The sequence below is a fragment of the Xanthomonas sp. fls2-241-TYG-148 genome (assembly GCF_030208815.1).
Lineage (GTDB): Bacteria > Pseudomonadota > Gammaproteobacteria > Xanthomonadales > Xanthomonadaceae > Xanthomonas > Xanthomonas campestris.
This window is the reverse complement of record NZ_JARVTE010000003.1, coordinates 395,219-406,944: the sequence shown is the minus strand read 5'-3', so window position 1 is coordinate 406,944 and position 11,726 is coordinate 395,219. Positions and strand designations below refer to the sequence as shown.

The window sequence follows — 11,726 nt, the reverse complement described above, 5'->3', positions numbered from 1 at the left end:
CGCGGCGCTTACAGAGCGCTCGCGTCAGTTGCCAATTGGCTGACGTGCGCCCGTTGCAACTAGGTCCTGCTTGCTGCATCTGGTCACCAGCGGTCAGGCCTGCAACATCGGATCGCATTGCTAGCCACTCAGTGCATCAAACGCGCGGTATGGCCAAAGAGGACTCAGCCGGTGGTTGCCAACGACGCCAACGACGTCACTCAATAAGCAAGCCTCAGCCTGCGCTACTCACGCCATGCAGCACAGCAGGCCTCAGCCTGCCGCTGCATTCAACGCTTGCTGGCCCTTTGCCATCAGCTGCGGCCAGCGCTTGAGCACGGCGGCGCGGATGCCGGCCTGGTCGATACCGGCCTCGGCGAGCAGGTCTTCGCGGCTGGCGTGGTGCTGGAAGCTGTCCGGCAGGCCCAGATGCAGCATCGGCATCAGCACGCCTTCGGCATTGAGCAGTTCGGAGACGCCCGAGCCTGCGCCGCCGGCCACCACGTTGTCTTCGATGCTGACAAAGCCTTCGTGGCTCTTGGCCAGCTCCAGCAGCATCGCCTTGTCGAGCGGTTTGACGAAACGCATGTTCACCACTGTCAGGCCCAACTCGCGGCCCACCGCTTCAGCGGCATCCACCGTGGCGCCGAAGCCGAGCAGTGCGATGCGTGCGCCGCTGTGACGTAGCTGCGCCTTGCCGATCGGCAGGGTGGTCAAGGAAGCATCCAGTGCGGTGCCGGGGCCGGTGCCACGCGGATAGCGCACCGCTGCCGGGCCCTCATAGCGCAGGCCGGTGGTGAGCATCTGGCGGCACTCGGCCTCATCGGCGGGCGCCATCACCACCATGTGCGGTACGCAGCGCAGGAAGCTCAGGTCCAGGTTGCCAGCGTGGGTGGCGCCGTCGGGGCCGACCACGCCGCCGCGATCGATCGCGAACAGCACGTCCAGTTTCTGCACCGCCACGTCGTGCACCAGCTGGTCGTAACCGCGCTGCAGGAAGGTCGAATAAATTGCCACCACCGGCTTGGCGCCTTGCGTTGCCATGCCGGCGGCCAGGGTGACCGCGTGTTGCTCGGCAATCGCGACATCGAAGTAGCGCTGCGGGTATTCCTTGCTGAAGCGCACCAGGCCGGAGCCTTCGCGCATCGCCGGGGTGATCACCAGCATCTTGGGATCGGCCGCCGCCATGTCGCACACCCAGTCGCTGAAGACATCGGTGTAGGTCGGTTTCTTGGCACCGGCCTTGGCCACCAGACCCTTGCTCGGGTCGAACGGGCCGACCGCGTGGTAACCAATCTGGTCGCCTTCGGCGAGCTCGTAGCCCTTGCCCTTGGTGGTGATCACGTGCAGCAGCTGCGGACCCTTCAAGGTCTTCAAGGTCTTCAGCGCGCCGACCAGGCTGGGCAGGTCGTGGCCATCGATCGGGCCGGTGTAGTGGAAGCCCATTTCCTCGAACAGCGTGGACGGCACGAACATGCCTTTCCAGTGTTCTTCCCAGCGGCGCACGAAGCGCGCGGTGGGGTTGTTCTTCTTGTCGCCGAGGATCTTCTTGCCGCCCTCGCGGATCGCGTTGAGCGTGCGGCTGCCGCTGGCACGGCCGAGCATCTTGGTCAGCCCGCCCACTGCCTCGGAGATCGACATGCGGTTGTCGTTGAGGATCACCAGCAGGTTGGGTTCCGGGTCCATGCCACCGGCGTGGTTGAGCGCCTCGTAGACCATGCCGGCGGTCATCGCGCCATCGCCGATCACCGCCACCACCTTGCGGTCGTCGCCATTGCGCTGCGCGGCGATCGCCATGCCAAGCGCGGCGGAGATCGAGGTCGACGAATGCCCAACACCGAAGGTGTCGTATACGCTCTCCTCGCGCTTGGGGAACGGCGCCACGCCATCCTTCTGCTTGACCGTGTGGATCTGGTCGCGGCGCCCGGTCAGGATCTTGTGCGGGTAGGTCTGATGGCCCACGTCCCACACCAGTTGGTCGACCGGCGTCTGGTAGAGGTAGTGCAGGGCGACGGTGAGTTCGATCACCCCCAGACCCGCGGCGAAATGGCCGCCGCTCTTGCCCACCGATTCGATCAGGTAGGCACGCAGTTCGTCGGCGACCGCGGTGAGGTCGGCCTCCTCGAAGGTACGCAGATCGTCGGGAGTCTGGATGCGCGACAGGCGCGGATAGCGGGTGGAGTCGATCATCATCGTGTCAATGTGCTGAAGCCATATTGTCCTCCCCATGCGAAGGCCCGGCAAGCAAACCGGTTCAGGTGTCAGCGGGAAGTGATGGCTGCAGCAGCCGTGATGCGCGCGTGGCGTGGCCGCGCCGCATGCCTGCGACGAACTGTCGCAGTGGCATGCGGGCAAACGCGAGCGCGGTCTAGAGCGAGAGCTTGGAGCGCTTGGGCAGTTGCGCCCGCAAGAACGCCATCTGGTCGGACAGGATGTTGCGGTTGGACAGGATCAGATGTTCGATCCAGCTCGGCCGGTAGGGCACGGCCAGCAGCGGCATGTGCGCCTGCTGCGGCGTACGGTTGGCCTTGCGCGAGTTGCACTGGAAGCACGCGGTCACCACGTTTTCCCAGCTGTCGCGGCCGCCCTTGGATACCGGCATCACGTGGTCGCGGGTGAGGTGCGGGCGGCTGAAGTGCTGGCCGCAATACATGCACAACTGCGAGTCGCGTGCGAACAGGGCGGTGTTGGTGAGGGTGGGCGTGGGGTCGAGCGCGCGCGAGCGGGCGTGGCCGCGTGCCGCGATGATCGGATGCAGCTCCAGCACGCTGCGCTCGCCGGTGAGGCGCGAAACGCCGCCGTGAATCTGCATGCAGGGCTCGCCCAGCGTCCACGACACGGCATCGCGTGCATACAGGCAGGCGGCGTCTTGCCAGTTGATCCAGTCCAGCACACGGCCATGCGCGTCCAGGGAGAGCAGGCGCACGGTGGGCAAGGGCGGGAATGCGGCGACAGCGCTGCCCGTGACCGGGGCGGGGAAGCCTCCGGGGACGATCACATCACCTACGTGCGTGTCTGTCTCCATCGGGAAAACAGCTTATACCCGATCGTTGACAGTTTGTGTATCTGCGAGATCTCGGCGGTTGTTCGACTGTGTGGGCGGCGGCGGTGTGTGTGCTGTGAAGCCATGGGTGGCCAGGACGATCCGGCGAATGGCCGCAGCGCCTACAGGCGGGCGCGGTAGACACGGGTGCCATCGACAACGGCGTCATGCATCGTAGGAGCGCACTTGTGCGCGAATGAGCGTTACCGATAAGGCTACGAAGCGTCACCGGGCAAGCTTCATCGCGCGCAAGCGCGCTCCTACGCGCTGCTGGTTTCTGATGCGTTGGCGCGTCCAGCCCGGTCCTGCGCTGGTTGCTGCAGGCGCTGGCCGAGCACGTCGGCGTCTTGCATGTCTTTAGAGGGTGCACCTCAAGAACACCAAACCGGCTCGCGCCCACGCTCTGCCAACTTCGGCCGCCTGCTGAGCTGCCGCGCGCTGGCCCGATCGGCCCAACGGACTAACTAACGGCCGCGAGGCGCCAGCGGCACGCGAGCATTGCGATCGATGCACTTGTAGGAGCGCACTTGTGCGCGAAGGAGCGTTACCGATAAGGCTTCGAAGCGTCACCGGGGAAGCTCCATCGCGCGCAAGCGCGCTCCTACGTAGGGCTGGCGTCCGGGTAGGGCGCTTTCTTCAGCATTGCCGAGGAGTGACTAGCCGCAAACGCTGGCGAGCACCGCACCCACACCCGCACCGACACGACAGCGACGCCCGCTTCGACACCCGACAAGCCCGCTCTCAAAGCACAGCGGTCACGCAGGGCAACATCGCAGCGACACGGCTGCTCACCCTTGCCCAAACAACTCCGCTTCCAGCGTCATCAACGGGGCGGCGCCGCTGCGGATGGTGGCCGCGTGGGTGAGGGTGCGCGGCAGGATCCGGGCGAAGTAGAAGCGCGCGGTCTCGCGCTTGGCGCGCTTGAACTCCTCGCCGTGCGCGGAGGCGTCGGCGGCGGCCACGCTGCGTGCCCACCAATAGGCCAGCACCACGTAGCCCGAATAGAACAGGTAGTCGTAGCTGGCCGCGCCCAGTTCGTCCGGGTTGCGGGCGGCGCGGTCGAGCACGTCGCGGGTCAGCATCGCCCACTCGCTGGCCTTGTCGCGCAAGGGCTTGATGAACTCGGCCAGGGCCGCGTTGCCGGCATGCGTGTTGGCAAAGGTTTCCACATCGGCCAGGAACAGCTTGAGCCCGGCGGCCTGGCTGCTGGCGGTCTTGCGGCCGATCAGGTCCAGCGCCTGGATGCCGGTGGTGCCTTCGTAGATGGTGGTAATGCGCGCATCGCGGGCTAGCTGCTCCATGCCGTATTCGCGGATGTAGCCGTGGCCGCCGAAGCACTGCAGCGCGTGATAGGTGTTTTCCACCGACCATTCGGTCTGGCAGGCCTTGGAGATCGGGGTGAGGAAGCTCACCAGCGTCTCGGCATCGGCGCGCTCCTGCTCGCTGCCGCTGCGGTGCGCCACATCGACCAGGCTGGCAGCGTGCAGCGCCAGCAGGCGGCTGCCTTCGGTCAGCGCCTTGATGGTCAGCAGCATGCGACGCACGTCCGGGTGGACGATGATCGGGTCGGCCGGCTTGTCGGGAAATTTCGCGCCGCTGAGCGCGCGCGATTGCAGCCGCTCGCGGGTGTAGCGCAACGCGTTTTGATACGCGCGCTCGGAAAGGCCAATGCCCTGCAACCCCACGCTCAGGCGCGCGGTATTCATCATCGTAAACATGGCCTGCAGGCCCTTGTGCGGCTGGCCGACCAGATAGCCCTGCGCGCCCTCGAAATTCATCACGCAGGTCACCGAGCCCTTGATGCCCATCTTGTGTTCGATCGAGCCGCAGTGCAGGGCGTTGCGCTCGCCCACGGTGCCATCGCGGTCCACCTTGAACTTGGGCGTGACGAACAGCGAAATGCCCTTGGCGCCGGGCGGTGCGTCCGGCAGCTTGGCCAGCACCAGATGCACGATGTTGTCGGTGAGGTCATGCTCGCCAGCGGTGATGAAGATCTTGGTGCCGGTGATGGCGTAGCTGCCATCGGGGTTGGGCTCAGCGCGGGTCTTGAGCAGGCCCAGGTCGGTGCCGCAATGCGGCTCGGTCAGGCACATGGTGCCGGTCCAGCGGCCATCGATCAGCGGCTTGAGGAACACCTCTTGCTGCCACGCCTCGCCATGCTGGCGCAGCGCTTCCATCGCGCCATGCGAGAGCAGCGGGAAGTTGCCCCAGGCCAGGTTGGCGGCATTGATCATTTCGCTCAGCGGCACGCCCAGCGTGTGCGGCATGCCCTGGCCGCCGAATTGCGGCTCGGCGGTGAGCCCGTTCCAGCCGCCTTCGACAAACTGGTCGTAGGCCGCGCGGAAGCCGGGCGGGGTGGTCACCGCATGGGTGCTCTTGTCGAAGGCGCAGCCGATCTCGTCGCCGATGCTGTTGAGCGGGGCCAGGACCTGGGCGGTGAAGCGGCCGGCTTCTTCCAGCACGGCGTCGACGATGTCGGCACTGGCGTCGGTATAGCCGAGCCGGGCGAACAGTGCCTCGGCACCGAGCACGTCGTACAGGCCAAAGCGGAAATCGGTCAACGGTGCGATGTAGCTGCTCATGCGGGATCCTTGAAGCGTGTGCGTGGAGGCGTGCGCGTCAGCGCAGCACGCCGTTGAGGCCCGGAGCCGGGCTGAGCGTGTTGCGCGAATCAACCGCGAACTCGCGTTGTTTCTTGTCCTGCGGGGTAGCCCACACCGTGCCCTTGAGCGTGTACGGCAGCGAACGGCCACCGGCCAGCACATCGGCAATGGTGATGCGGCCGAGCGAGGCGGGCTGCAGGCTCACCGTCACGACATCGGCGGTTTCCGGGCCGATCGAAATGCCCACCGCCTGGTCGAGTTTGCCGGCAACCCCATCGCCCATGCCGATTTCCAGCGCGACGCGTTCGAAGCGCATCGGAATGCTGCTGTAGTTCTGCAGGCGCAACTCCACCGACCAGCCACCGTCCGGGCGCACGGTCAGCTGCTGGATGCGGGCAGTCGGCTCGGAGACACGGCGAACCGCGCCGCCACCGCAGGCGCTCAACAGCAGGCCGCACGACAGCGTCACGATCAGGAGGCGAAAGGCACGGTGCATGAACTCGGTTCCTTGGCGGGTTGGTGCATTGCCAAGAATACTACGCAGTACGGTGCCCGCCGGGCGGTGGCCGCCCTCAGCGCAGTGGCGCCGCCACGATCAGGGGCGACAGGTCGTAGCCCATCTGCGTGGCGGTGGCCTTGAGCTGTTCGAACTGCGCGCGCGGCATCTCTGGCGAGCGCGACAGGATCCACAGGTACTTGCGATCCGGCTCGCCGACCACCGCCCACTGGTAGTCGGGATCGAGCGCAATCACCCAGTAGTCCGCCCAGACCAGCGGGATCCACGACAGCCATTCCGGCGCGAAGCGCACCTGCAACTGCCCGGGGTGCCCGGCCACCGGGCGCGCCACGCCATCGGCCTGGGTCAGGCTGCCATCGGCAACGCGGCAGCCATTGCGCACCCCGATCAGGCCATCGTCGCGCAAGGTGTAGCTGGCGGTGATATCGCTGCGGCACTTCTTCTGGAACGACACCGGCAGATGGGCGATCTCGTGCCACTGCCCGGCATAACGCGAGATATCCAACGCCGGCACGGCGCGCACCGGTTGCTGCGCAAGGGCAGCCAGCGGCAGCAGGGCGGCGAATGACAAGAACAGGCGAGGCAGGCGCATGCGAATCTCCAAAGGACGCGCGCAGGCTAGGCCATCGGTGCCCCCGCTTGGCGTGAACCGGCGCAAGAAACCCGGCTGCGGCTCAGCCCGAACACGACCTGCGCGCGAACGCTTGCCGAAATCCCGCACGCTCGTTATGATGCGCCTCCTCGCAACGCAGGCATCGCGTCGCAGGCAGTGGCCGAGTAGCTCAGTTGGTAGAGCAGGGGATTGAAAATCCCCGTGTCGGCGGTTCGATTCCGTCCTCGGCCACCAGTTCTAAGCGTTGCAGCGCGGGCATTTCGCCCCTTCTAGTTGCTGCTGATCTAACAGCCTTCCAATTGATTTGATCCGATTTTGCACCAGTTGCCAAAGTCGGTAGACGTGCTGCGTCGATCGCCAAGTGTTCCGGCGACAGGTGAGCGTAGCGCAAGACGGATTGGTACGAGCGCCAGCCACCCAGCTCCATGAGCGATCGCAGCGACGTGCCGGCCATGACGTGCCAGCTGGCCCAGGTGTGCCGCAGGTCGTGCCAACGCAGTGGCGCGATGCGGGCGCGCCGTTGGGCGGCCTTGAAGCCGTGGTTGTTGCCGCGGTCGTACGGCTCGCCTTCGTCGTTCGGAAACACCCAGCGCGGGTGCTTGCCCTTCTGGGTGGCCAGCACGGCCATGGACTGGTCGTTGAGCGGTGAGCCGATCGCACGCTTCGCCTTGACCTGGGTGCCAGCAACCCAGGCCACCTTGCGGCGCAGATCGATCCGGCTCCATTCCAGGCGCAACACATTCTGCTCGCGCCAGCCGGTCGCCAGCGCAAACAGACTCGTCGTGCAGCCGCTCAGCCTCCCTGACGGTGAGCCAGCGATAGTCCTCTTTCGCCTTGCCGTTCTCTTGCAGGCGCATCGCAGGGACATGGTCGAGCCACCCCCAGCTGTGCGCCGCGCGCAGGATCGAGCGGACCAGTGCAAGCATCTTCTCAGCGGTGCAGCGGGAGGTCGTGCGCTCATCCTTGCGCCCAGCGCGCTTCACGCGAGGCTCGGCCATGCGGAGCACCAGCAGCTCCGCAAGGAGATCCGAGTTAATCTCGCCCAGCGTTTTCTCACGCAGATGTGCATCTAGCCAACGCAGGTTATGCAGGTCTTTGCCGAGGCTGCGCTTGGCTTGCTTGTCGGCCAGCCAGCGCGGCACGGCTTCGACCCAGCGTCGCTCGGGTTTCTCGCCTAGGCGGCTCGTGCGGTACGTTTCCGCATGCAGTTTTGAAGCCCACTCGGTTGCGAGCGTCCGGTCGGCAGTCCCAGTGCTTCGAAATACGCGCTGTCCGCTTGGGTCGGTGTAGCGGATGTACCAAGTGTTTTTCTTGCCGCGTGCGACGAGGATGTAGGGACTTCTTGCCATGGTTCACCGGAGAGGTAGGCGTCGAGCGCCGTTTTGTGGAACCGCCAGCGGCCGCCCAGCTTTCGGCCGGGCGGGTGCTTGCGTGTTTTCATCATGCTGCGCAGCGTGACGGGATGTAGCTGCAGGTAATCGGCTGCTTGCGGCAGTGTCATTACTTCGGATTGATCACTCATGGCGCGCCCGTGGACTGGTTGAAGTGCGTGCAATCTGGCGATGCATGGAACCGGCCCACGTACCGGCCTGCGACGTTCTTGCGCGGGTCCGCATGCCAGGTATCTTCGCGGTGGTGGATCGTCAGCGAGTAGCTGGCGGCGCGCATGCTGATCGCCTACTTCTCGTGGTTATAGGCAGGGGCTGGATCGACGCCGAGCGCCTGCTTTAGCGCCTCGCTCGCGCCGCCAGCGAACAGGTCGGCTACGATCTCATCGATGCGCAAACAGGAGACCTGCGGCGGCGGCAAGTTAAAGGAATGCGAGCCGTTAGCCACTGCAGGCCTCCCGCTTCACTGGAAAAATCTTCTTTTGAAAAAAGGTGGAAAATAAATGGATATGTTGGATGGAGTGAGTCAGTGCTGGTGGCTGAGCCGTACTTGCAAAGTGAACTGGGACGCCTGGGCTGCAATCGCAACTGCTAGTGGCACCTGCGTGGCGCTTGCTGTAGCAACACTCGATGGTCTTGGGCGCATTAGAGTGAGGCGCTCCGCAGCTAAACTTGCACTGATTTCCATCTGGCCATTCGCCCATAAAGCGGCGGGATGCGTATCGACAATCGCCCATCAACTTCAACGGCCCGATGGCGTCAAGGCGGATGTTCTTGAAGATCAAATTCGGGAGTTGCGTGACGCTGTCGAGAGGATTTCCTCTGCCAGCGATCGACTGGAAGTTGATATGTCTTTGCGCGTCACAGCTGCAGTTTCGCTTGCAGGATATCTGGCGCGGCAGACCTCTCGGCTTCTTACCGGAGATCGGGAAGCCGCAATAGTTCAAGCGCTCCTTAATGAAGATTTCATTAATGATGCTCGCATAGCCAATCAGCATTTCTTGGATATCGCTGGTGCCGCCGAGATGGCAACAAAGGGTATTACAGGTAAATTGCCTCCAGCCTAGTTCTTCTTTTCTGTTTCTAATCCAGGCTCGCCCGGATTGCGACAAAAAAAAGCCACGCGAAGCTATCTCCGGCTGGTCTTCTAGCTGGAGCGCGAAGGTGACCCGCAGCTTCACGACGTCGTGACTCCACTCCGAATCGGTCATGGCAAGATAGCCTCGTTACCAAGAGAGAATGAATGGACCTGTTGCAAGGTTTTTCGCAGTGCTGGCCACTGGGCGCGACGTGCCAAGTAAACTGGACGGCTTGGGCCACGGTTGCTAGCGGTCTGTTCGGAGCGCTTACCGCTGTTGTGGGCTGGCTCGCTTGGAAAACTTCTCAGCGTGCTGCAGCGATATCCGCAAGTGCTGTCGAGATCGCTGCGCAGCAGCATCGGGAAACAGTCAGGCTTCGAGAAGATACTTCCAAAATCCTGACTAGATTGCTTCTGGAAGAGGTGAGTAGTTTGCCGATTAGAGTGGCAATGGTCAGGCGCTCGTGGGAGCACTCGATCAAATGGGGTGGGGTGGATGGTGCTGCACCTCGGATTTCTGATGGCAAGAGGTTCGAATTTGCTCTTCAAGAGGCATCGCGATCGTTCATGCCTAGCGCTGAGCAAGTCCAGGAGCGCATACATAATTTGCCCGATCACTACGGAGCTAACCTTGCCACCTTGATCGGCGGTAGTAGGACACTCAACGACATGGCCCACAGAATTAAAGGCAGGCTGAGGCCCCCAACTCCCATTCCCGGGACGCGTGCAGACATTCCCGCCTACGCTAGTGATCCTTTCGATTTTCTGATGGTTCGCAACTACCTGAGCTGGCTTTTCGACTTCAGTAAGGGATATGCGAACGAATTTCGCGCGCTCGCTGGAATTGAGCTGATCGATTTTTCTGGATCCGACTACATGATCTGAGGTGCTTGTGAATGTCGTGCCGTCCTGCGCAGTGCGGCCGTTTTGTGATTTCGGCAGGCTACTGGTGGATGGAGTTGCCTCCGACGAACATTTGGTGCAGGAGTCAGAATGAATACTAGGTTTTGTCCTTTGGCGTTGGACTGGGGAAGTGTGGCCGATTGGGTAGCAGTGGTTGTAGCGGTGGCCAGCGTAGGAGTGGCAGTGGTTGCGGCTTTGATTGCTCTCGTTGGAGCAGCAGCAGTGGGCTATCTGGCGTGGCAGGCGAACGTGCAGGTCACAAGAAGTGACAATGAAAATATCAAAGCACTTGGACGAGAATCCGATTTGCTTACGCTCGTTTTCGAGCCGGAGCTTGTCCTGCTGATTCCGCATCTGGAAGGGACAATTACGTATCTTCAGCGCGAGAGCGAAACCTACGAACGAAGCCTCAAGATGCGACAGATGGTTGCGGCATCGCTGGAGCAGCTTGCGCTGCCAGAAATCACAACTCACTTCGCTCGATTGCACGTCTTGCCGCCCAACTTCGGCTACGGACTTTCGAGATTGAAAGGTGGGCTCAGTGCTTTGCAAGTGGCCGCGCGCGTATGGAAAGAAGGGGGTGACGAAAGTGAGGCGAAAGAGTTTGGAAAGATGATCGTGCAGGCCTGCCAAACTTTGCTGCGAAACGCAGAGGAGCTTGTCGATATCGCGCGGGCCAGGCGAATTGCGGTCATGGCAGAGTGAGGTTTGAGGTGTCACTGAGATTGTCGCTCCGCTGGAGTACTCTGGATTGCAGAACGGTCTTGTGGAAGCGCCTTTGGGATCCGCGCATCATTGACCTCACGCCGCGACAAGCTCTTACGCACCGGCGTGGCACCCAGCTTCTGCACCTTGCCGCCGCGTTTAGCGAAGGCCTTTAGGTCGTTGGCCAGGTCGGCGCGTTCGCGATCTTTGTGGCGGACCGTGGAGAGGGCGAAGGCGCTCATTGCGCACCTGCCTTGCTACGCGCAGCGGGTTCGTTGCGCAGCAGCTGCTCGGCGTAGGCGATGCCGCGCGGGTTGAGGGTGATGACGTTCGGGAATTGCGGGTCGTCGAATTGCACCAGGCCGGCTTCGTCGAGCCAGTTGATGCAGCGGCGGGTGAACGCCTGGATCTGCACGGGGCCGCTGGTTTGTACTTGCGCGGGCATGGCGGCAAAGCCGCCGCGGGTGCGGCGCAGGGTGCGGCCCTGGGCGCCGTAGGCCGCCTTGAGCGCGGCCTGTGCTTTGGGTTGTAGATGCATGGTGACCTCGATTAGGCGGTTTGGGCGGCGGAGCACAGTTGGGAATGCGGCCGCTTACTCAAGCGTTCAAAGCGCGGAATGTCGCGCTTCTGATCCGCATGACACAATCGTTGTGGGTTGGAGTATTGAGGAGTGAGAAGATGGGCCGACGATGGCTGCCGCCCTACGTCGTTTTGCTTTGCGGCGAATTCTTGATTGCCGCGTGACCGACGCCTATCACCTAGCCGCCAGCCGGCCGTGGCTCATTCGACGTGAGTCGCTGGAAAGCATCCTGGCGGTGGCACAGCGCGATGGCGATCCGCATGCGCTGCAGACGCGCCTTGGGCGCCCGCTGGACAACGCCCGCAAGGTGGCGATGC

The 11,726-nt window shown here is 63.3% G+C and carries 11 protein-coding genes, 1 tRNA gene and 1 pseudogene; 4 read left to right on the top strand and 9 right to left on the bottom strand.

Annotation, left to right across the window (positions count from 1 at the left end; genetic code table 11):
• Window positions 1–252 precede the first annotated feature (252 nt).
• From dxs to QRM60_RS06995, 5 genes are all read right to left on the bottom strand, one after another.
• Window positions 253–2,169 carry a 1-deoxy-D-xylulose-5-phosphate synthase gene (gene dxs / locus QRM60_RS07015; RefSeq protein WP_042598615.1) on the bottom strand — a complete coding sequence of 639 codons (1,917 nt, stop codon included), beginning with the start codon at window positions 2,167–2,169 and terminating at the stop codon, window positions 253–255.
• Between the two features lie 178 nt (window positions 2,170–2,347).
• Complete coding sequence (locus tag QRM60_RS07010; RefSeq protein ID WP_042598499.1) at window positions 2,348–3,004, bottom strand: HNH endonuclease; 657 nt, start codon at window positions 3,002–3,004, stop codon at window positions 2,348–2,350.
• An 806-nt stretch (window positions 3,005–3,810) separates the two neighbouring features.
• On the bottom strand, window positions 3,811–5,604 hold the full coding sequence (locus QRM60_RS07005; protein WP_285445855.1) for an acyl-CoA dehydrogenase C-terminal domain-containing protein: 1,794 nt from the start codon (window positions 5,602–5,604) through the stop codon (window positions 3,811–3,813).
• Between the two features lie 37 nt (window positions 5,605–5,641).
• Window positions 5,642–6,121, bottom strand: coding sequence for an LEA type 2 family protein (locus tag QRM60_RS07000; protein WP_012438035.1), 480 nt, complete (start codon window positions 6,119–6,121; stop codon window positions 5,642–5,644).
• Window positions 6,122–6,197: 76 nt separating this feature from the next.
• The gene (locus tag QRM60_RS06995) at window positions 6,198–6,734 is read right to left on the bottom strand and encodes a lipocalin family protein (protein ID WP_285445854.1); all 537 of its coding nucleotides are present in this window, start codon (window positions 6,732–6,734) and stop codon (window positions 6,198–6,200) included.
• Window positions 6,735–6,913: 179 nt separating this feature from the next.
• Here QRM60_RS06995 and QRM60_RS06990 point away from each other — a divergent pair.
• Window positions 6,914–6,989, top strand: a tRNA-Phe gene (locus QRM60_RS06990).
• A gap of 190 nt (window positions 6,990–7,179) precedes the next feature.
• Here the strand turns inward: QRM60_RS06990 and QRM60_RS06985 are convergent.
• Both QRM60_RS06985 and QRM60_RS06980 read right to left on the bottom strand, forming a co-directional pair.
• Window positions 7,180–7,623: pseudogene (locus tag QRM60_RS06985) on the bottom strand (tyrosine-type recombinase/integrase); the annotation flags it as partial.
• A gap of 809 nt (window positions 7,624–8,432) precedes the next feature.
• Window positions 8,433–8,591, bottom strand: coding sequence for a hypothetical protein (locus QRM60_RS06980; protein ID WP_162604225.1), 159 nt, complete (start codon window positions 8,589–8,591; stop codon window positions 8,433–8,435).
• A gap of 55 nt (window positions 8,592–8,646) precedes the next feature.
• Between QRM60_RS06980 and QRM60_RS06975 the strand changes: the two genes are divergently transcribed.
• The 3 genes from QRM60_RS06975 (at window position 8,647) to QRM60_RS06965 (ending at window position 10,829) form a co-directional block, all read left to right on the top strand.
• On the top strand, window positions 8,647–9,210 hold the full coding sequence (locus tag QRM60_RS06975) for a hypothetical protein (RefSeq protein WP_153065441.1): 564 nt from the start codon (window positions 8,647–8,649) through the stop codon (window positions 9,208–9,210).
• Between the two features lie 176 nt (window positions 9,211–9,386).
• On the top strand, window positions 9,387–10,106 hold the full coding sequence (locus QRM60_RS06970) for a hypothetical protein (protein WP_153065440.1): 720 nt from the start codon (window positions 9,387–9,389) through the stop codon (window positions 10,104–10,106).
• 108 nt (window positions 10,107–10,214) lie between these two features.
• Window positions 10,215–10,829 (top strand): hypothetical protein, encoded by a 615-nt coding sequence (locus QRM60_RS06965; RefSeq protein WP_285445853.1) that lies wholly within the window; start codon window positions 10,215–10,217, stop codon window positions 10,827–10,829.
• A gap of 11 nt (window positions 10,830–10,840) precedes the next feature.
• Here the strand turns inward: QRM60_RS06965 and QRM60_RS06960 are convergent, their stop codons facing one another.
• Together QRM60_RS06960 and QRM60_RS06955 are read right to left on the bottom strand one after the other, a co-directional pair.
• Window positions 10,841–11,071, bottom strand: coding sequence for a hypothetical protein (locus tag QRM60_RS06960; RefSeq protein ID WP_115556293.1), 231 nt, complete (start codon window positions 11,069–11,071; stop codon window positions 10,841–10,843).
• Window positions 11,068–11,367 (bottom strand): hypothetical protein, encoded by a 300-nt coding sequence (locus QRM60_RS06955; protein ID WP_115556292.1) that lies wholly within the window; start codon window positions 11,365–11,367, stop codon window positions 11,068–11,070. Before QRM60_RS06955 ends, QRM60_RS06960 begins: the two co-directional genes overlap by 4 nt.
• Window positions 11,368–11,726: the final 359 nt, after the last annotated feature.

Excerpts from the sequence above, each read along its gene's own strand:
- dxs (WP_042598615.1), bottom strand. The coding sequence starts at position 2,169 with ATGATCGACTCCACCCGCTATCCGCGCCTGTCGCGCATCCAGACTCCC.
- QRM60_RS07010 (WP_042598499.1), bottom strand. The coding sequence starts at position 3,004 with ATGGAGACAGACACGCACGTAGGTGATGTGATCGTCCCCGGAGGCTTC.
- QRM60_RS07005 (WP_285445855.1), bottom strand. The coding sequence starts at position 5,604 with ATGAGCAGCTACATCGCACCGTTGACCGATTTCCGCTTTGGCCTGTAC.
- QRM60_RS07000 (WP_012438035.1), bottom strand. The coding sequence starts at position 6,121 with ATGCACCGTGCCTTTCGCCTCCTGATCGTGACGCTGTCGTGCGGCCTG.
- QRM60_RS06995 (WP_285445854.1), bottom strand. The coding sequence starts at position 6,734 with ATGCGCCTGCCTCGCCTGTTCTTGTCATTCGCCGCCCTGCTGCCGCTG.
- QRM60_RS06975 (WP_153065441.1), top strand. The coding sequence starts at position 8,647 with ATGGATATGTTGGATGGAGTGAGTCAGTGCTGGTGGCTGAGCCGTACT.
- QRM60_RS06970 (WP_153065440.1), top strand. The coding sequence starts at position 9,387 with ATGGACCTGTTGCAAGGTTTTTCGCAGTGCTGGCCACTGGGCGCGACG.
- QRM60_RS06965 (WP_285445853.1), top strand. The coding sequence starts at position 10,215 with ATGAATACTAGGTTTTGTCCTTTGGCGTTGGACTGGGGAAGTGTGGCC.
- QRM60_RS06960 (WP_115556293.1), bottom strand. The coding sequence starts at position 11,071 with ATGAGCGCCTTCGCCCTCTCCACGGTCCGCCACAAAGATCGCGAACGC.
- QRM60_RS06955 (WP_115556292.1), bottom strand. The coding sequence starts at position 11,367 with ATGCATCTACAACCCAAAGCACAGGCCGCGCTCAAGGCGGCCTACGGC.